We start from the raw sequence: 19,224 nt of genomic DNA, 5'->3' as shown, positions 1-19,224 counted from the left end.
GAATCCCAGCTGAGTTTGTTTACCTCATTTGGAAAGGAAAATGAATGTTAACAGCAAAAGATATCGTCCGTGCTCATAAGGTATTAAAAGATGTTGTTGTCAATACACCGCTTGATTATGATCATTACTTGTCAGAGAAGTACGGGGCAAAGATTTATCTTAAAAAGGAAAATGCCCAACGTGTTCGTTCTTTCAAAATACGTGGTGCCTATTATGCCATTTCTCAGTTGAGCAAGGAAGAGCGAGAACGTGGGGTTGTTTGCGCTTCTGCGGGCAATCACGCTCAGGGTGTCGCATACACTTGTAATGAAATGAAAATTCCAGCTACTATTTTTATGCCCATCACAACTCCTCAGCAAAAAATTGGGCAGGTTCGTTTCTTTGGTGGTGATTTTGTTACGATTAAGCTAGTAGGAGATACTTTTGATGCTTCTGCTCGGGCTGCTATGGAATTCACACGGATGGAAAATCGGACTTTCATTGATCCTTTTGATGATGCTCATGTTCAAGCAGGTCAGGGAACGGTTGCTTATGAAATCCTAGAAGATACAGCTCGGGAGTCCATCAATTTAGACTTGGTCTTGGTACCAGTAGGAGGCGGCGGTCTCATCGCAGGAGTATCCACTTACATCAAGGAAAGCCAGCCACAAATTGAAGTGATCGGAGTAGAGGCGAATGGAGCCCGCAGTATGAGAGCAGCTTTTGAAGCAGGCGGTCCTGTCAAACTCAATGAAATTGACAAATTTGCGGACGGTATCGCAGTTCAAAAGGTAGGGGCCTCTACTTATGAAGCGACGAAGAAGAATGTAGAAACACTTATCGGGGTTGATGAAGGCTTGATTTCAGAAACCTTGATTGATCTCTATTCTAAACAAGGAATCATCGCAGAGCCTGCTGGTGCAGCTAGCGTGGCGGCCTTGGAGGTGTTGCGAGAATATATCAAAGGAAAAACTATCTGCTGTATCATTTCGGGCGGAAATAATGACATTAACCGTATGCCTGAAATGGAAGAGCGTGCCCTCATCTATGATGGCATCAAGCATTATTTTGTAGTAAACTTCCCGCAGCGGCCAGGTGCCTTACGTGAATTTGTAAATGATATTTTAGGGCCAAATGATGACATCACTCGATTTGAATACATCAAGCGGGCCAGCAAAGGAACCGGACCGGTCCTGATTGGGATTGCCTTGGCCAATAAGCATGACTATGCGGGTCTGATCAATCGAATCGAGCATTTTGATCCTTCCTTCATCAATCTAAACGGAAATGAAACGCTTTACAACATGTTAGTCTGATCCTAAAAATATTTTAGCAAAATCCCACTTTTTAATTGCAAGTGAGTGAGGACTGTGCTAGAATATACTATATTAAATTAAGGAGATACGATTATGTTACTGAATTTCTTTTTCTTCTTTCTCATTTTTGTCCTTCTTTGTGGTCTATTGGCACTTAGCTCGCTTTATGTCGTGCGCCAGCAATCTGTTGCCATCATTGAGCGTTTTGGTCGTTACCACAAGACTAGTACAAGTGGGATGAATGTCCGTTTGCCTTTGGGAATTGACAAAATCGCCGCTCGTGTTCAGTTGCGTTTGCTACAAAGCGACATTATTGTTGAGACCAAGACTCAGGATAATGTCTTTGTGACCATGAATGTGGCGACCCAGTATCGGGTAAATGAACACAATGTTACAGATGCTTACTATAAACTCATGCGGCCAGAAGCGCAGATTAAGTCCTACATCGAAGATGCTCTGCGTTCCTCTGTTCCTAAGCTGACCTTGGACGAGCTCTTTGAAAAGAAGGACGAAATTGCCCTAGAAGTCCAAAAGCAAGTGGCAGAAGAAATGTCAACCTATGGCTACATCATTGTCAAGACCTTGATTACCAAGGTTGAGCCAGATGCAGAAGTTAAACAGTCTATGAACGAAATCAACGCAGCTCAACGCAAGCGCGTGGCAGCTCAGGAATTGGCAGAAGCAGATAAGATTAAAATTGTAACTGCTGCAGAAGCTGAGGCTGAGAAAGATCGTCTTCATGGGGTCGGTATTGCAGAGCAGCGGAAGGCAATCGTAGATGGCTTAGCAGATTCAATTAAGGAGCTCAAAGGCGCCAATGTTGAATTGACAGAAGAACAGATTATGTCCATCCTCTTGACTAACCAATATTTAGATACCTTGAATAATTTTGCAGATAAGCAAGGAAATAATACAATCTTCCTTCCAGCAAATCCTGATGGAGTGGAGAGTATTCGCACCCAGATCCTTTCAGCCCTCAAAGCTAAATAAATATAGAATATTCAGAATTATTTAATTTGTTTGTTTTGGTTTTTCTAAGTTGACAAACTGTATAAAAACCATTATATTAGTATTCGAAATAAGTTAGAGAGGAGTAAGAAATGGCTAAATCAAATTTTGAAAAAGTAGAGTCAGTCGTTGGATGGGTTCGTGACAAAAAAATTACAGGTTACCGTATTAGTAAAGAAACAAACGCGCGTGAAATGTCAATTATTGCTCTTGCTCAAGGACGTGCAAAAGTAAAGAATATTTCTTTTGAAACAGCTCTTGGCTTGATTGATTTCTACGATAAGAATCATGAAAAGTTTGAAGACTAATCTTCGGAAAGTGGGGAAACCCGCTTTTTTATTTTGCGAATAAAAAAACAAGGCGGATGTATCTTTTTCCGTCTTGTTTGTTTGATTGGTTGTTTATTTCAAGAAGCGATGTAGGAATTCCTTGGTTCGTTCTTCTTTAGGATTGGTAAAGAATTCTTGTGGAGTGCCTTCTTCTGCGATGACGCCTTTATCCATAAAGATAACACGGCTGGAAACATCACGGGCAAATTCCATTTCGTGGGTCACGACAATCATAGTCAGGCCTTCTTTAGCCAATTCCTTCATGATTTTCAGAACTTCGCCGACCATTTCTGGGTCAAGAGCTGAAGTTGGCTCATCGAAAAGGATGGCATCAGGATTCATGGAAAGCGCACGTGCAATGGCAACCCGCTGCTTTTGTCCACCTGAGAGTTGTTTAGGCTTGGCTTGCCAGTAGAGCTCACCCATACCGACCTTTTCCAGATTTTCTTTGGCAATCTTTTCTGCTTCAGCACGCTCTCTTTTGAGTACGGTTGTCTGAGCTACGATGGTGTTTTCCAGCACATTGAGATTTTCAAAAAGATTAAAACTTTGGAACACCATGCCTAATTTTTCGCGGTAGTGAGTCAGGTCGTAGTTTTCGTCCAAGACATTTTTCCCGCGGTAGAGAATTTCGCCAGCAGTAGGTGTTTCTAGGAGGTTGATGGAGCGGAGAAAGGTTGATTTTCCGCTACCAGAACTTCCGATAATGGAGATAACTTCGCCCTTGCGGACAGTCAGAGAAATGTCTTTCAAGACTTGGTTCTCTCCATAGGATTTTTTGAGATTTTTGATTTCTAAAATTGTTTCGGTCATTGTTTCAATTCTCCCGTCTGCATTTGGTTGGCACCTGTTGTGTAATGATCTGTGTCAAATTTCTGCTCGATGAAACGAAGGATTCGAGTGACGGTAAAGGTCAAGACAAAGTAAATAGCTGCGATAATAGTGAAGGTTTGGAAATACTGATAAGTCTGAGTTGCAATGGTATTTCCTGAGAAGTAGAGCTCCACCACGGAGATAACATTGAGGACAGATGTATCCTTGATATTGATGACAAATTCATTCCCCGTTGCAGGCAGAATATTGCGAACTACCTGTGGTAGGACGACCTTGCGCATGGTTTGGCCGTGGGTCATTCCGAGGGCAGTAGCCGCTTCGAATTGTCCTTTATCAACGGCAAAGATACCACCGCGGACAATTTCACTCATGTAGGCACCAGTATTGATAGAAACGATAAAGATGGCTGCAGCCGTCCGGTCAATCGAAATACCAAAGGCCTGAGCTGTTCCATAGTAGATAACCATGGATTGTACAATCATAGGCGTACCACGGAAGATTTCAATGTAAACATTAAGGAACCAACCGAATAGTTTTTGCAGGAAGGCTAGAGCCTTATTTTTTGAAATGGGCGCTGTCCGATAGACCCCAATCAACAAACCGATGAGGAGACCAGCGATCGTCCCTGTGATGGAAATAAGCAAGGTCAAACCAGCTCCGCGTAAGAACTGAGGCCAATTTTCCTTCCAAATTTTAAAAACTTTGTTGAAGAATGTATCTTCAGCATCGTCAGTATCGGTGTCCACCGGCTGCTTCTTAATCATCTGATCCATCAGCTGGACTTGGTCATCCGTTGAGAGTTTAGCGATAGCTGCATTAGCTTGCTCGATTCGGCTGTCGTCTTTACGCATACCGACAGCGATAGAGGCATCTTCTTCGCCAACCTCAAAGCCCTCTTTAAATTGGATCATCTTGAACTTAGAGTTGGCAGCTTCAGCTGTCAGAGCTTCGGGACGTTCAGAAATATATCCGTCAATAACACCGGATTCTAGAGCTTGACGCATTTGGGCGAAATCTCCCATGGCGGTCTCTTGCTTAGCACCTGGCAGTTGAGAAATCAGATTGTAAAGATAGACACCTTGCTGAGAGGTGATTTTAGCATCCTTGAAGTCTTTGAGGGTCTTAGCATTAGCGTAGTTGCCGTCTTTTCGAACCAGCATAACAGGCTCACTAGTATAGTAGCTGTTAGAAAAGGCGATTTCTTTTTTCCGTTCGGCAGTTGGGCTCATACCAGCGATAATCATATCGATTTTACCAGATGTCAAGGCTGGAATCAGTCCGTTCCAAGAAGTTTTTACAACTAGAGGCTCCTTGCCCATTTCCTGAGCAATCTTTTTAGCAACTTGGACATCGTAACCATTGGCATACTGATTTGTTCCTTCGATTTTAACAGCGCCATTCGAATCATCATCTTGGGTCCAGTTGAAAGGGGCATAGGCCGCTTCCATCCCAATTCTGAGATAATCATCCGCCTGAGCTACGGTAAAGGTCCCCAGACAGACGAGGAGGGCTGTCAATAAGGTTAAAATGAATTTTTTCATATTCTCTCCTAGTCCTTCTAAAATAGTTCTTTCTATTCTACCGAAAAATATTCGACTTTTCAATCCCGGTAAGCCCTTACTTGAGAAAAATGCTATAATAGGATAAAGATTTAGAAAAGGACTTTGGTTTATGAAAAGGTACTTGTCAGGGATTTTTATTCTTTTTTTGAGTTTATTTTTTGCTGGAACGGTGTCAGCTTTAGACTATCAAATCCAGTCTTATAATGGAGATTTGGAGATCCACGCCGATAATACAGCTACCTATACAGAAGAGGTGACTTATCATTTTGATGATGATTACAATGGCCAGATGGTTTCCCTAGGCTCAGCAGGAAAGATGCCAGAAGGCTTTGCTATTGATTCAGATCCAAAAGTTTCTGTGAAAACGAATGGAGTCGTAAAATATGACTTTGAACCACGAGTCACGGATTTAGGAGATGGCTACGAGGTTAAGATTTACAATGCGGGTAAAGAAGGCGATACGGTCAAAGTAACAGTCACATGGAACTTGACCAATCTTCTGTTTCTTCATAAAGATATTGCAGAGCTCAAATGGACTCCAATCAGTGATTGGGAAGAAGAGCTGCAAAATGTGACGATTAAGGTTTGGGGCTTGGGAACTTGGTCTCTAACAGACATGTATGTTCATACAGGTTATTTTGGCCAATCGGCTACTATAAATAGGGACCGAGGTGATTATCGGATACAGCTATCTCATTTGCCTAGCAGGAAGAAGGTTGAACTGCATGGATATTGGCATCGCCAAGCCTTACATCAGGCAGTAGAGGATCCAAAAGCAACCAACTATCTACAGACTTTTCAAGCAGTTGAGAAAGAGATTGTAGCCAAGAGCCAGTTTTATCATCGCTTGGGGGAAGTTTATCTGCCTCTTTTGGGGTTGTTCTTGCTGATGCTTTCGGGAATATTTTATTTGATCTTTCGAGTTAAGATTCGTCCTAGCCAAGCTTTTCCAAAAGATGCTCGCCTCTATGAAGCTCCGCAAGATCTGGCTCCGCTCATTGTAGCGGCCAATATCTTTGCTGTGGATATGAGGGAAGTCGATCCGACCAGTGGCGGACGAGCCGCATTGAAATTTGAAAATTTGGTGCAGGCGACCTTGCTGGATTTGATGGATCGAGGCTATATCGAGCTTTTAGGAACTGCAGACAAGCCAATCTTGAAACCAACTTCTAAAAAAGGTTTGTCAGAGTTTGAAGGTCAATTCTTACAGATGGCATTTGGTGACCATAAACAGACAGCTGTAGCAGACTTGTTTGAATCTTATCAGATTTCAGAAGATCTTTATAAAAATAAAAAATCAACAGATGAAGCACGAATCCGCCAAATTGGAAATCGAATAAAAAATCGCTTTTCAACTGATTTAAACCTTTTGTCTGAACAAGTATTAAAGGAGATTCGGGAGCTAAACTTGCTGGATCACTATCGTCCTTTGAAACGAGGAGAAAAGCTTCTCTTGTGGTTGGCTCTAATGGCAAGTTTCCTTGCTTTTGGCTTGTCTCTCTTGACATTTTTTATCTATTTGATCAAGCTAGACGGTTTTATTTGGTCCTATCTTCCGCTTGCAGCTGTCGCTTCGGTGTTGACCGTTCTGCTGGGCAGAGCCTTGCAGTTATATCAGCGGGATGGTGTCTTGAGCGATGAGGGGGCCCATGATTTCTATCTCTGGAATAGCTTTGCGAATATGCTACGCTACATCGCTCGCCTATACGATACCGAGGTAGAGGGCATTGTCCTGTGGAACCGACTTTTGGTCTATGCTACCCTATTTGGCTATGCGGATCGGGTTAGTCGGGTCATGAAGCTGCGTCAGATTTCCTTGGAAAACGCGTCTATGAATACTTATCTACAATATAATCTTCATCCTATTTTCTACGCAAGCTCCCATAGTTTTTCAAATTATGGACACATTGCCTCGACGGCCAGTCATTTTTCTGTTTCATCAGGAGGGGGAGCAGGAGGTGGCTTCTCTGGTGGCGGTGGAGGCGGAGGTGGCGGAGCCTTTTGATAAAAAGCTTGCTAAAGCCCTTGAGAAAGCTTTTCCTCTCCTCCAATATGTGGTATAATAAATGTTAAAGTTGTTTTAGGAGTTATGTATGTTTATTATTGAAATTTTAAAGTCCATTATTTATGGAATTGTTGAAGGAATTACAGAGTGGCTACCCATTTCGAGTACCGGCCACTTGATTCTGATTCAAGACTTTATCAAGTATAAAAATGAAAATCCAGCCTTCATGGAAATGTTCAATGTTGTCATTCAACTGGGAGCTATCTTGGCGGTTGTGGTGATTTATTTTGATAAGCTCAATCCTTTTAAGCCAGGGAAAACAGCTCGTCAAATTCAGCTGACATGGCAGCTCTGGGCCAAGGTAGTCGTTGCTGCTTTGCCAGCTGCAATCATCGGTCTTTTCCTAGATGATTGGTTTGAAGCGCATTTTTATAATCTGGTATCCGTCGCGATCATGCTGATTATCTACGGGGCTGCCTTTATCTATCTGGAAAAACGAGAGCAGGTGGAACCGACTGTTACAGAATTGAGTAGACTTCCTTATCAAACAGCCCTTTATATCGGTCTTTTCCAAGTCTTGTCCCTCTTTCCAGGAACTAGCCGATCAGGTGCGACCATTGTCGGTGGTCTCTTGAATGGTGTCAGTCGACCAGTTGTGACAGAGTTCACTTTCTACTTAGGTATTCCAATCATGTTTGGTGCAAGTGGGCTGAAAATCCTGAAATTTATTATCAAGGGTAATTCTTTAGGTTTCGATCAATTATTCCTTTTATTGGTAGCGATGGGAGTGGCCTTCGGTGTCAGTCTTTATGTGATTCGCTTCCTGACAGACTATGTCAAGAATCATGACTTTACAATCTTTGGTAAATATCGGATCGGACTCGGAGTTTTGCTCTTGGTTTACGGTCTGATTAAGGTCATTATTGGCTAATCAGGGCTTGGGAAATTTTCCCAGCCTTTTCTTATTTGACCAGTTATTTTTTTGAAATAAGTTTAGAATTTTAGTATAATAGAAAGACTATGAAAGTATGAGGTTGATGAGATGGAAGTGAAACAGATTAATGATTCGACGATTAAAATCACCATCCAGTTGGAAGATCTAGAAGAACACGGAATGGAAATCGCGGATTTCCTAGTTCCCCAAGAAAAAACAGAAGAATTTTTCTATACTATTTTGGATGAGTTGGAAATGCCGGAAAGCTTCTTGGACAGTGGCATGCTAAGCTTTCGAGTGACGCCTAAGCCAGACAAGTTGGATGTCTTTGTGACGAGATCCAAGATTGATAAGAATTTGAATTTTGAAGATTTGGGCAATCTACCAGACATGGATGAGCTCAGTCAGATGTCTCCAGATGAGTTCTTAAAGACTTTAGAGAAAAATATCTTTGAAAAGAGTAAGGATGACCTTGAGGCAGTCAAATCTTTAGAAGCAGCAGAGGCTGATCAGGAGGCCTCTGTAGATTCTTCAGAAGATAGGGAAGAAAATCTAGATCGTTATGTCTACTATATTTTGTCATTTACTAATTTGCAGAGTGCAGTTTCTTTCGCCAAAACGGTTGACTATCCAATAGACCTGTCAGAACTCTATAAATATGACTCTGCCTACTACCTGACTATTTTGGTAGATTTGGAAGAGCAACCAGAGCTCTATCCAGCTTGGTTACTGTCTAAAATGCGGGAATTTGCTGAGGATACAGATATTACTCGTGCTGTCCTACAAGAACACGGACGTCTGCTTTTGGTGACAGAAGCCATCCAACAGTTGCAGAAAGTTGAATGCTTATGATTGCTTTTCCATTGAAGTTCATTTTGGTGCTACTAGCGACATTTTTTGTCGGAGTTTTGCTGACTCCCCTCGTTCGCCTCTTGGCTTTTAAAATGGATGCAGTCGACTATCCTAATGCTCGACGAATCAATAAGAAGCCCATGCCGAGTGCAGGCGGTCTGGCAGTTGTGACGGCTTTTACCTTGGCAACTTTGGTCTTCATGCCGCAGATTGTTGGCGTCACTTTTTTTGAACAGACTTATTTTGACTATATTTGGCCGGTGGTGTTGGGGGGCTTGATTGTTGCCCTGACAGGGCTTATCGATGATATTAAAGAATTAAGTCCTCTGATGAAGTTAGGGGGGATTGTGCTAGCTGCCTGTCTGATTTGGTGGCTGACGGATTTCCGCTTGGATGACTTTAAGATTCCGTTTGGTGGTCCCCATCTTTTTTTCCCACCTTGGCTATCTTTTATTCTGACCATTCTCTGGATTGTCTCTATTACTAATGCGGTCAATCTCATGGATGGTTTAGACGGCCTTGTTAGCGGGGTCTCCATTATTTCCTTGCTAACCATGGGCATTGTTTCCTACTTTTTCTTGCCGGGTCATAATTTATTTCTGACTTTGACCATCTTGGTTTTAGTGGCCTCTATTGCTGGCTTCTTTCCTTACAATTATCATCCAGCCATTATATATGGCGGGGATACGGGGGCTCTTTTCATTGGCTTTATGATTTCGGTCCTGTCTCTACAAGGCTTGAAGAATGCGACAGCGGTAGCGATTGTAACGCCTATGATTATCTTGGGTGTACCAATTACCGATACCTTTTTGGCAATCGTTCGTCGAACTTTGTCAGGTCAGAAATTTTACCAGCCTGACCGTCACCACCTTCATCATAGGCTCTTGTCCTTGGGGCTGACACATCGGGGAACAGTTCTGGTTATCTATGGGATTTCTATGATTTTCTCAATGATTTCTCTCCTGCTAAATGTATCAACCCGCATCGGTGGACTCCTCCTCGTAATTGGTCTTCTGCTAGGTGTCGAACTCTTGGTAGAACTAATAGGTGTTCTGGGTCCACAGAGGACGCCTCTGCTCAATATCCTACGCTTTATCGGAAACTCTTCTTATCGAGAAGAAGTTCGAGAGAAGAGATACCAAAAGAAACACAAACAAGAATAGTTCTAAACAAAATAAAAGCCTTTTGGGCTTTTTTTTGGTATACTAAAGTATGTAAATCAGCTAAGCAAAGAAAGGAAAAAGAAATGTCTGTCTTAGAAATCAAAGATCTTCATGTTGAAATTGAAGGAAAAAAAATCCTCAAAGGAGTAAATCTTACTCTGAAAACGGGAGAAGTTGCAGCCATCATGGGTCCAAATGGAACAGGGAAATCTACCTTGTCTGCAGCTATTATGGGAAATCCTAACTATGAAGTAACTCAAGGAGAGGTGCTTTTTGATGGGGTTAATATCTTGGAGCTAGAAGTGGATGAACGGGCTCGTATGGGACTCTTCCTTGCGATGCAGTATCCTAGTGAAATTCCTGGTATTACCAATGCAGAGTTTCTCCGTGCGGCCATGAATGCTGGCAAGGAAGACGATGAAAAAATCTCTGTCCGCGACTTCATTACTAAACTAGATGAAAAGATGGAATTGCTCAACATGAAGGAAGAGATGGCTGAGCGCTACCTTAATGAAGGTTTCTCAGGTGGTGAGAAAAAACGTAATGAAATCCTGCAGTTGCTCATGCTAGAGCCAACTTTTGCGCTTTTGGATGAGATTGACTCAGGTCTGGATATCGACGCTCTCAAGGTCGTGTCTAAAGGGGTTAATGCTATGCGCGGCGAAGGCTTTGGCGCTATGATCATCACCCACTACCAACGCCTGCTCAACTATATCACTCCAGACGTAGTTCATGTCATGATGGAGGGGAAAGTTGTTCTTTCTGGCGGTCCAGAACTGGCAGTTCGCTTGGAAAAAGAAGGCTATGCCAAATTGGCTGAAGAGTTGGGCTTCAACTATACTGAAGAAGTCTAGTCAAACATTCTTTTGACTTTGATAAAAGATAGGAGAATGACATGACAAAAGAATTGATTCACGAATTTTCACAAGTTCACGCAGAACCAGTATGGTTGGCTGATCTCCGTCAGCAGGCTTTTGACAAGATTGATCAACTGGACTTGCCAGTTATTGAGCGGGTCAAATTTCACCGCTGGAATCTGGGTGACGGCCGTATTTCGGATAGCGAGCCTTTGACTAATGTGCCAGATTTCACGGCTCTTGGAGACAATCTCAAGTTTATTCAAATGGGAACCCAAACTGTCCTTGAGCAATTGCCAGCTGATTTGGCAGAGCAAGGTGTGGTCTTCACTGATTTCCACTCTGCTTTGGAAGAGATACCAGAGTTGGTAGAGAAGCATTTCATGTCCGCAGTCAAGTATGACGAGGATAAATTGGCGGCTTACCATACGGCCTACTTCAACAGCGGTGCGGTTCTTTATGTACCGGATAATGTTGAGATTGACCAGCCGATTGAAGGAATTTTTTATCAGGATAGCGAAAGCGATGTTCCTTTTAACAAGCATATTTTGATTATCGCAGGCAAGCATTCAAAGGTTAGCTACTTGGAACGCTTGGAAACTTACGGTGAGGGAACTGTTCTAGCAACTGCCAATATCACCGTTGAAGTCATTGCCCAGGCTGGAGCTCAGATTAAGTTTTCCGCTATTGATCGTTTGGGCGAAAATGTGACGGCTTATATCAGCCGTCGCGGTAAGTTGGATAATGATGCCATGATTGACTGGGCTATCGGCGTTATGAACGAAGGCAATGTCGTGGCTGACTTTGATAGCGACCTTTACGGTAATGGAAGCCATGCGGATATGAAAGTAGTGGCGCTCTCAAGTGGCAAGCAGGTTCAGGGAATTGACACCCGAGTGACTAACTATGGCTGCAACTCTATCGGAAATATCCTACAGCACGGGGTTATCCTGGAAAAAGGAACGCTGACCTTCAATGGTATCGGCCATATTATCAAAGGGGCTAAGGGAGCAGATGCCCAGCAGGAAAGCCGGGTTCTCATGCTGTCTGACCAAGCGCGCTCAGATGCAAATCCAATTCTCTTGATTGATGAGAACGATGTGACAGCTGGTCACGCGGCTTCTATCGGTCAGGTTGATCCGGAGGATATGTATTACCTCATGAGTCGGGGTCTTGATAAGGCGACGGCTGAACGTTTGGTCGTGCGTGGCTTCTTAGGCTCAGTGATTGTGGAAATCCCTGTTAAAGAAGTCCGTGATGAAATGATTGAAAATATCGATATTATTCTCGCAAAAAGATAAAAAGCTGGGCCTTGTCCCGCGTAAGTAGATAGGAGTCTTCATGTCTGGATTTAATGCAGAAGCAATCAAGAAAGATTTTCCCATTTTGGACCAAATTGTCAATGATGAGCCTTTGGTTTATTTGGACAATGCGGCGACAACCCAGAAACCCAAGCAGGTGTTGGCAGCTATCGAAAACTACTATCTTAGAGACAATGCCAACGTCCACCGTGGTGTGCATACGCTGGCCGAGCGGGCAACAGCAGCCTATGAAGCAGCCAGAGAAAGAGTTCGCTCTTTTATCAATGCGGCTTCTAGCAGAGAAGTCCTCTTTACGCGAGGAACCACGACGAGTCTCAATTGGGTGGCTCAGTTTGCGGCTGAAAGGCTGCAGCCTGGTGACGAAGTGCTGATTTCTATCATGGAGCACCATTCCAATGTCATCCCTTGGCAGGAAGCTTGTAGGAAGACTGGAGCCAAGTTGGTCTATGTCTATCTCAAAGACGGTGCTCTGGATATGGAAGATTTCCGTGCCAAGCTCAATGAGCGAACCAAGTTTGTCTCTCTGGCTCATGCTTCTAATGTCCTCGGTGTCATCAATCCCATCAAGGAGATTGCCCAACTGGTTCATCAGCGAGGAGCACTTTTGGTGGTGGATGGAGCTCAATCCATTCCGCACATGAAGATTGATGTGCAGGATTTGGATGTGGACTTCTTCGCCTTTTCGGGGCATAAGATGGCAGGCCCGACTGGTATCGGAGTTCTCTATGGCAAGGAAGAGCTGCTAGAGCAGATGACACCAGTCGAGTTCGGCGGCGAAATGATTGATTTCGTCTATGAGCAGGAAGCGACCTGGAAGGAGCTTCCTTGGAAGTTTGAGGCCGGTACGCCAAATATGGCAGGTGCAATCGGTCTTGCGGCGGCCATTGATTATTTGGAAGAGCTGGGCATGGATGCCATTGCTCAGCATGAGCAGGACTTGATTGCCTACGTATTTCCTAAGTTACGGGCAGTGGAAGGCTTGACCATTTATGGCTCTCAGGATTTGGCCCAGCGCTCAGGCGTGATTGCCTTTAACCTGGATGGTCTCCATCCACATGATGCCGCAACGGCTCTGGACTACGAAGGAGTGGCTGTTCGGGCGGGTCACCATTGTGCTCAGCCTTTGCTCACCTACCTGCAGGTGCCAGCGACTGTGCGGGCCAGCTTTTATATCTACAATACCTATGCGGATTGTGACAAGTTGATAGATGCTTTAGAAAAGACAAAGGAGTTTTTCAATGGCGCTTTCTAAGTTAGACAGTCTTTACAAGGCGGTTGTGACCGATCACTCGGCTCACCCCCATCATCATGGGAAACTGGAAGATGTGGAGCAGGTAGTCCTCAATAATCCGACCTGTGGTGATGTTATCAGTTTGTCAGTGAAGTTTAATGCTGAAAATCAGATAGAGGATATTGCCTTTGTGAATTCCGGCTGTACTATCTCAACGGCTTCGGCCAGCATGATGACGGATGCGGTTCTGGGCAAGACAAAAGAGCAGGCCTTGGAATTAGCAGAAGTCTTCTCACAGATGGTTCAGGGCCAAGAAGACAGTCGCCAGAAAGAATTGGGAGATGGAGCCTTTTTAGCTGGCGTTGCCAAATTCCCGCAGCGGATTAAGTGTGCGACCTTGGGTTGGAATGCCCTCAAGCGAGCAATTGAAGAAGATAAAAAGTAAGAATGTGAAAGGAAATTATGTCAGAAGAAAGAGTAGAACCAAAACCAATTGATCTCGGTGAGTACAAGTTTGGTTTCCATGACGATGTTGAGCCTGTTCTCTCGACAGGGAAAGGGCTGAATGAAGCGGTTATTCGTGAGCTTTCTGCAGCCAAGGGTGAACCAGAGTGGATGTTGGATTTCCGCCTTAAGTCCTACGAGGTTTTCAAAAAGATGCCGATGCAGACTTGGGGGCCGGATTTGTCAGAAATTAATTTTGATGACTTGATTTATTACCAAAAGGCCTCTGATAAGCCAGCTAGAAGCTGGGATGAAGTGCCTGAGAAGATCAAGGAAACCTTTGAGCGGATTGGGATCCCAGAAGCAGAGCGAGCTTACCTTGCTGGTGCAGCTGCCCAGTATGAGTCCGAAGTGGTCTACCACAATATGAAGGAAGAGTTCCAAAAGCTAGGAATCGTTTTCACGGATACCGACTCAGCTCTTAAGGAATACCCAGAGCTCTTCAAGCAGTATTTTGCTAAGCTAGTCCCTCCAACAGATAACAAGCTAGCAGCTCTCAACTCCGCCGTCTGGTCTGGTGGTACCTTTATCTATGTGCCAAAAGGTGTTAAGGTAGACATTCCGCTTCAAACCTACTTCCGTATCAACAATGAAAATTCCGGTCAGTTTGAGCGGACCTTGATTATCGTTGATGAGGGAGCAAGTGTTCACTACGTAGAAGGATGTACAGCGCCTACTTATTCAAGTAACAGCTTACATGCAGCTATTGTTGAAATCTTTGCCCTTGACGGCGCCTATATGCGCTATACGACCATCCAAAACTGGTCTGATAATGTCTATAACTTGGTAACCAAACGTGCACGGGCCATGAAAGATGCGACAGTTGAGTGGATTGACGGAAACTTGGGTGCCAAAACAACCATGAAGTACCCATCTGTTTACCTTGATGGAGAAGGGGCGCGTGGTACCATGCTTTCTATTGCCTTTGCCAATGCTGGTCAGCATCAGGATACAGGGGCTAAGATGATTCACAATGCGCCACATACTAGCTCATCTATTGTTTCCAAGTCCATTGCTAAGGGCGGAGGTAAGGTAGACTACCGCGGACAAGTGACCTTTGCTCGCAATTCTAAGAAATCTGTCAGCCATATCGAGTGTGATACTATTATCATGGACGACTTGTCTGCTTCAGACACTATTCCATTTAATGAAATTCACAACTCGCAAGTGGCTTTGGAACATGAAGCTAAGGTTTCTAAGATTTCAGAGGAGCAGCTCTACTACCTCATGAGCCGTGGCCTATCGGAATCCGAAGCAACAGAAATGATTGTCATGGGCTTTGTCGAGCCCTTCACCAAGGAACTGCCAATGGAATACGCTGTTGAGTTGAACCGTCTCATCAGCTATGAAATGGAAGGGTCTGTTGGATAAAAAGAGGCGTTGGCCTCTTTTTAATTGTGAATAAATCTTTGCTTAAGCAAAGTGTTTAAAAAATTCAGAGGACCTGTTAAACAGTAGCAGAATACTATATTGTTAATTACCCCTCAAAGAACTTTTTTTGATTACTTTAAACGTTTACAAAGTATACAAATAGCCGCGAATCAATTGATTCGCGGTATTTCTTTTATAACTTCTCATTGACAAAGCGGATGAAGTCGTTCCACCAGACTTTGAAAATGATAGCTTTTTCAACCTTTTCTTCTGTAACCATAGAAATAGAAGTTTTCTTATTTTCGATGTAGCCCTGGCCGATTGGCTCAGAATCTGTATAAGTGAGGGTGCCCACTACACTACCCTTTTTCAAGGGTGCCTGCAGCTCCTGTGAACTTGGAGTAAAGGTAACTTTATGTTCAGCCTGATTGGCTATCCGTTCTAGGATTACCAGGTCCTCACTGGCAACTGCAGCGACCTTATCCTCTTGGCTGTCTCTAATAGCTACTTGGGAGTTGTTGTATCTTTCCCCTTTTTTGACCAAGACTGTCGGAGAAAAATTTTGCGTAACGTAGGTCATTAGGCTAGATGTAACGCCAAAACGAGTATTAGGGTCGTTATCTTCCTGTGCGACCCCTAAAACGACTGTGATCAATCGCATCCCTTTTTCACTTGTTACGCCGACAAATGAGACACCATTCTGCTTGGACCCACCTGTCTTCAAGCCCTTCACTCCTGTCCGAAAACTAGGAGAGCCTTCCAACATTAAATTGGGATTTTCTAGTTGGATTCCTGCAAAATTCACATGAGATTTGGAAGTGATACCAAGGACCTCTGGGTAGTCATCGATCAGATGTGAAGCAATCACAGCTATATCATAAGCACTGAACTTATTGACAGTCTCTTGTTTTTTCTTGCTTTTAGAATTCTCTGCGGCCTCCTCTTCGGTATTAGTAGTGTCTAGCGAACCATCTAGTAAACGAATATCTGTACCAGTAGCATTTACAATGGTTGCATCAGAAATATTCCATTCTTTGAGTTTGGCTTTCATCATTTTGACAAAATTTTCTTCACTTCCAGCAACTTTTTCTGCCAGAGCGATAGTGGCGCTGTTGGCACTGGCCAAAAGAGAGGCATTCAGCAAGTCCTTTACCTTGTAGCGTCGCGCTTCCAGAGGCAGGTTCGCGATAGAGGGATTTACTGTCAGCTGGTAAGCATAATCAGAAATATCAACCTCAGTTTCTAGGCTCAGTTTGCCATTAGCAATGGCTTCGTAAACCAGATAAGCAGTCAAAATGTTAGTAATAGCACCGACTTCTAGTGGGCTTGTAGTCTCCTTTTCATAGAGGATTTTTCCTGAGTTTGCATCGACAGCAATGGCGCTTTTAGCGGCAATTTCATAGTCATCTGCCAGAACAGGCTTGGCAATCAGACCAGAGAATAGCAGTAGAAATATAAAAAGTTTTTTCATTTCTTTCCCCTAGATTAGTAATAAATCTATTGTAACATAAAAAAGCCGATATTTTTGATAATCCTATTCAAGAATCCTTGTAAAATATTGAACAAATTTTTATTTATAAGATTTTATGCATGTTTATGAAAATATATGAAAATGCATAAAAATTTTCCTATACTTTGTTTCAATAAAAATAAGAAAAATGCATAGAATTTTAAAATTTTCTTAAATAAGACTTGTTTTTGTCTGGAAATGATGTATAATAATACATAATCTAAAGAAGGAGATTTGCTCATGAAAAAATCTAAATGGTTGGCTATTACTGGTTTGGTTGCAGCATCAGCGCTATTCTTAGCTGCTTGTGGCAAGTCAAGCACCAGCTCGGCAAAGACATATTCTTATGTCTATAATACAGATCCAGATACATTGGATTATGTAAACTCCAATCGCGCCTCCACTTCTGACGTTATTGCCAATTTGGTCGACGGTCTTTTAGAAAATGATCAATATGGGAATCTTGTCCCTTCATTGGCTGAAGACTGGACTGTGTCCAAAGACGGCCTAACTTATACTTATAAGTTGCGTAAGGATGCTAAATGGTACACAGCAGAAGGTGAAGAGTATGCTGCTGTCAAGGCACAAGATTTTGTCACAGGGCTCAAGCACGCTGCAGATGAAAAATCAGAAGCATTACCAATCGTGCAAAACTCTATCAAGGGCTTGGATGCTTATATCAAAGGAGAAAGCAATGATTTCTCTACTGTCGGTGTCAAGGCAATCGACGACAATACAGTTCAATACACTCTGAATCAGCCAGAAAGCTATTGGAATTCTAAGACAACGATGGGCATTCTCTTCCCGATTAACGAAGAATTTCTGAAGAAAGAAGGCAAAGACTTTGGTACCGTGAAACCTTCCGGTATCCTCTACAATGGTCCATATGTATTAAAGTCATTTACTTCTAAGTCTGTTATCGAATATTCTAAAAACCAAAACTATTGGGACAAGGACAATGTGAAGATCGAAGATGTCAAGTTGACTTACTACGATGGTTCTGACCAAGAGTCGTTGATCCGTAACTTTACTGATGGTGCTTACACACAAGCTCGTCTCTATCCGACTAGCTCAAACTACGCATCAGTAGAAAAGAAATACAAGGACAACATCATCTTTACTCCACAAAACTCAACTAGCTATTTCTATGCCTTTAACTTGAATCGTCAGGCTTATAGCCACACTTCTAAGACAGATGCCCAAAAAGCTGCCAGCAAAGAAGCAATTCAAAATAAAGACTTCCGCCAAGCAATCAACTTTGCTTTTGACCGTAAATCCTTTGGTGCCCAGATGAATGGTAATGAAGGAGCAACGAAAATTATCAGAAGCTTGCTTGTGCCTCCTAGTTTTGTGCAAGTAGATGGCAAGGACTTCTCGGATGTTGTTGAATCACAGTTGGCTTCTTATGGGGATGAATGGAAAGGTGTCAAATTAGCTGATGCTCAAGACAGCATTTACAACCCAGATAAGGCCAAGGCAGAATTTGCTAAGGCAAAAGAAGCTTTGCAAGCACAGGGAGTTGAATTCCCAATTCATCTAGATGTACCAGTTGACCAAACTGATAAAATCATGGTGCAGCGGACCAACTCCTTCAAACAATCTGTTGAGGCAGCTCTAGGCCAAGAAAACGTTGTGATTGACGTGCATCAAATGTCATCAGACGATTTTGATAACTCTACTTACTTCGCAGAAACAGCTGCCCAAAAGGACTATGACCTCAATATGTCTGGTTGGTCAGCGGACTATCAAGATCCAGTGACTTATTTGAATATCTTTAACCCAGAGACAGGGGATATCTTGGACAATATTGGTCTGACAAAAGGCCAAAACCAAGATCTTGCTTCCAAGGTTGGTTTAACGGACTACAAAGCGCTTTTGGATCAGGCAGATGCAGAAAAGCAAGACACCAATGCTCGCTATACGAAATATGCAGCAGCGCAGGCTTGGTTAACAGATAGTTCTATTGTCATTCCATCTATTTCTGCAGGCGCTTCACCAATGGTTCAAAAGGTCGTACCATTTACCAAAGCCTACTCTTATGTAGGTATCAAGGGTGATGTCTATGTATTTAAGGGAATGGAGCTTCAAGATAAGGTTCTGACAGTAGCTGATTATCAAAAGGCTTTGAAAAAATGGGAAAAAGAAAAAGAAGAATCAAATAAAAAAGCTCAAGAAGAGTTAGCAAGTCACGTTAAGTAACAGAAAAGGAGAGTGGGACAGAAATCGGTAATTCGTTAGAATTCGATTTCGTCGTCCCACCTCCGCACAGTTGAGTAGGGCTGTAAAAGCTGATGAAATCAGCGTAGTAGAGCCCACTCAACCACTGCGCCTTGCTCGACAATCCAAAGACAATTGAGAGGCTAGGACTTTTGTCCCAGCCTCTTTTTAAAGTAGAAAATCCTATATTTCGTTTCTCTTTCTGAACTGTTGAGTTTCTCCTTAAGGAG

16 protein-coding genes are annotated in these 19,224 nt (G+C 43.1%); 13 read left to right on the top strand and 3 right to left on the bottom strand.

The window, feature by feature from the left end:
• Positions 1–44 precede the first annotated feature (44 nt).
• From ilvA to FZ954_RS06050, 3 genes are all read left to right on the top strand, one after another.
• A complete protein-coding gene (ilvA, locus tag FZ954_RS06060) occupies positions 45–1,295 on the top strand; it encodes a threonine ammonia-lyase IlvA (RefSeq protein WP_148877734.1) in 1,251 nt (416 codons plus the stop codon).
• Positions 1,296–1,388: 93 nt separating this feature from the next.
• Positions 1,389–2,285: an SPFH domain-containing protein gene (locus tag FZ954_RS06055; protein ID WP_148877733.1), complete on the top strand. Its 897-nt coding sequence runs from the start codon at positions 1,389–1,391 to the stop codon at positions 2,283–2,285.
• A gap of 110 nt (positions 2,286–2,395) precedes the next feature.
• Complete coding sequence (locus FZ954_RS06050; protein WP_001130035.1) at positions 2,396–2,611, top strand: hypothetical protein; 216 nt, start codon at positions 2,396–2,398, stop codon at positions 2,609–2,611.
• Between the two features lie 93 nt (positions 2,612–2,704).
• Here FZ954_RS06050 and FZ954_RS06045 read toward each other — a convergent pair whose 3' ends face one another.
• Both FZ954_RS06045 and FZ954_RS06040 read right to left on the bottom strand, forming a co-directional pair.
• Positions 2,705–3,445, bottom strand: coding sequence for an amino acid ABC transporter ATP-binding protein (locus FZ954_RS06045; RefSeq protein WP_045500703.1), 741 nt, complete (start codon positions 3,443–3,445; stop codon positions 2,705–2,707).
• Positions 3,442–5,007, bottom strand: coding sequence for an ABC transporter substrate-binding protein/permease (locus tag FZ954_RS06040; protein ID WP_148877732.1), 1,566 nt, complete (start codon positions 5,005–5,007; stop codon positions 3,442–3,444). Before FZ954_RS06040 ends, FZ954_RS06045 begins: the two co-directional genes overlap by 4 nt.
• A gap of 130 nt (positions 5,008–5,137) precedes the next feature.
• Between FZ954_RS06040 and FZ954_RS06035 the strand changes: the two genes are divergently transcribed.
• The 9 genes from FZ954_RS06035 to sufB all read left to right on the top strand — a co-directional run bounded on the left by FZ954_RS06035 (position 5,138) and on the right by sufB (position 15,267).
• Positions 5,138–7,033 carry a DUF2207 domain-containing protein gene (locus FZ954_RS06035; RefSeq protein WP_148877731.1) on the top strand — a complete coding sequence of 632 codons (1,896 nt, stop codon included), beginning with the start codon at positions 5,138–5,140 and terminating at the stop codon, positions 7,031–7,033.
• 88 nt (positions 7,034–7,121) lie between these two features.
• Positions 7,122–7,964: an undecaprenyl-diphosphate phosphatase gene (locus FZ954_RS06030; RefSeq protein WP_005591764.1), complete on the top strand. Its 843-nt coding sequence runs from the start codon at positions 7,122–7,124 to the stop codon at positions 7,962–7,964.
• 111 nt (positions 7,965–8,075) lie between these two features.
• Positions 8,076–8,819: an adaptor protein MecA gene (mecA, locus tag FZ954_RS06025; protein ID WP_148877730.1), complete on the top strand. Its 744-nt coding sequence runs from the start codon at positions 8,076–8,078 to the stop codon at positions 8,817–8,819.
• On the top strand, positions 8,810–9,982 hold the full coding sequence (locus tag FZ954_RS06020) for a glycosyltransferase family 4 protein (RefSeq protein WP_125446084.1): 1,173 nt from the start codon (positions 8,810–8,812) through the stop codon (positions 9,980–9,982). The genes mecA and FZ954_RS06020 overlap by 10 nt, the downstream gene beginning before the upstream one ends.
• Before the next feature lie 83 nt (positions 9,983–10,065).
• Complete coding sequence (gene sufC, locus FZ954_RS06015; protein ID WP_005591767.1) at positions 10,066–10,836, top strand: Fe-S cluster assembly ATPase SufC; 771 nt, start codon at positions 10,066–10,068, stop codon at positions 10,834–10,836.
• A gap of 41 nt (positions 10,837–10,877) precedes the next feature.
• Complete coding sequence (sufD, locus tag FZ954_RS06010) at positions 10,878–12,140, top strand: Fe-S cluster assembly protein SufD (protein WP_148877729.1); 1,263 nt, start codon at positions 10,878–10,880, stop codon at positions 12,138–12,140.
• 40 nt (positions 12,141–12,180) lie between these two features.
• Positions 12,181–13,413 (top strand): cysteine desulfurase, encoded by a 1,233-nt coding sequence (locus FZ954_RS06005; RefSeq protein WP_148877728.1) that lies wholly within the window; start codon positions 12,181–12,183, stop codon positions 13,411–13,413.
• Entirely contained in the window at positions 13,400–13,837 is a 438-nt protein-coding gene (gene sufU, locus FZ954_RS06000) for a Fe-S cluster assembly sulfur transfer protein SufU (RefSeq protein ID WP_002902442.1), read from the top strand. Before FZ954_RS06005 ends, sufU begins: the two co-directional genes overlap by 14 nt.
• 17 nt (positions 13,838–13,854) lie before the next feature.
• A complete protein-coding gene (sufB, locus tag FZ954_RS05995) occupies positions 13,855–15,267 on the top strand; it encodes a Fe-S cluster assembly protein SufB (RefSeq protein WP_125383452.1) in 1,413 nt (470 codons plus the stop codon).
• Positions 15,268–15,460: 193 nt separating this feature from the next.
• On the opposite strand, the gene pbp3 is transcribed toward sufB, so the two are convergent.
• The gene (gene pbp3 / locus FZ954_RS05990) at positions 15,461–16,738 is read right to left on the bottom strand and encodes a D-alanyl-D-alanine carboxypeptidase PBP3 (RefSeq protein WP_148877727.1); all 1,278 of its coding nucleotides are present in this window, start codon (positions 16,736–16,738) and stop codon (positions 15,461–15,463) included.
• 279 nt (positions 16,739–17,017) lie between these two features.
• Here pbp3 and FZ954_RS05985 point away from each other — a divergent pair, with 279 nt between their 5' ends.
• Positions 17,018–18,976: a peptide ABC transporter substrate-binding protein gene (locus tag FZ954_RS05985; protein ID WP_187423337.1), complete on the top strand. Its 1,959-nt coding sequence runs from the start codon at positions 17,018–17,020 to the stop codon at positions 18,974–18,976.
• Positions 18,977–19,224 lie beyond the last annotated feature (248 nt).

The organism is Streptococcus sp. Marseille-P7375 (assembly GCF_902460365.1).
Lineage (GTDB): Bacteria > Bacillota > Bacilli > Lactobacillales > Streptococcaceae > Streptococcus > Streptococcus cristatus_I.
Note: the sequence above shows the minus strand (reverse complement) of the source record. Positions and strands in the feature narration are given on the sequence as shown.

Excerpts from the sequence above, each read along its gene's own strand:
- ilvA (WP_148877734.1), top strand. The coding sequence starts at position 45 with ATGTTAACAGCAAAAGATATCGTCCGTGCTCATAAGGTATTAAAAGAT.
- FZ954_RS06055 (WP_148877733.1), top strand. The coding sequence starts at position 1,389 with ATGTTACTGAATTTCTTTTTCTTCTTTCTCATTTTTGTCCTTCTTTGT.
- FZ954_RS06050 (WP_001130035.1), top strand. The coding sequence starts at position 2,396 with ATGGCTAAATCAAATTTTGAAAAAGTAGAGTCAGTCGTTGGATGGGTT.
- FZ954_RS06045 (WP_045500703.1), bottom strand. The coding sequence starts at position 3,445 with ATGACCGAAACAATTTTAGAAATCAAAAATCTCAAAAAATCCTATGGA.
- FZ954_RS06040 (WP_148877732.1), bottom strand. The coding sequence starts at position 5,007 with ATGAAAAAATTCATTTTAACCTTATTGACAGCCCTCCTCGTCTGTCTG.
- FZ954_RS06035 (WP_148877731.1), top strand. The coding sequence starts at position 5,138 with ATGAAAAGGTACTTGTCAGGGATTTTTATTCTTTTTTTGAGTTTATTT.
- FZ954_RS06030 (WP_005591764.1), top strand. The coding sequence starts at position 7,122 with ATGTTTATTATTGAAATTTTAAAGTCCATTATTTATGGAATTGTTGAA.
- mecA (WP_148877730.1), top strand. The coding sequence starts at position 8,076 with ATGGAAGTGAAACAGATTAATGATTCGACGATTAAAATCACCATCCAG.
- FZ954_RS06020 (WP_125446084.1), top strand. The coding sequence starts at position 8,810 with ATGCTTATGATTGCTTTTCCATTGAAGTTCATTTTGGTGCTACTAGCG.
- sufC (WP_005591767.1), top strand. The coding sequence starts at position 10,066 with ATGTCTGTCTTAGAAATCAAAGATCTTCATGTTGAAATTGAAGGAAAA.
- sufD (WP_148877729.1), top strand. The coding sequence starts at position 10,878 with ATGACAAAAGAATTGATTCACGAATTTTCACAAGTTCACGCAGAACCA.
- FZ954_RS06005 (WP_148877728.1), top strand. The coding sequence starts at position 12,181 with ATGTCTGGATTTAATGCAGAAGCAATCAAGAAAGATTTTCCCATTTTG.
- sufU (WP_002902442.1), top strand. The coding sequence starts at position 13,400 with ATGGCGCTTTCTAAGTTAGACAGTCTTTACAAGGCGGTTGTGACCGAT.
- sufB (WP_125383452.1), top strand. The coding sequence starts at position 13,855 with ATGTCAGAAGAAAGAGTAGAACCAAAACCAATTGATCTCGGTGAGTAC.
- pbp3 (WP_148877727.1), bottom strand. The coding sequence starts at position 16,738 with ATGAAAAAACTTTTTATATTTCTACTGCTATTCTCTGGTCTGATTGCC.
- FZ954_RS05985 (WP_187423337.1), top strand. The coding sequence starts at position 17,018 with ATGAAAAAATCTAAATGGTTGGCTATTACTGGTTTGGTTGCAGCATCA.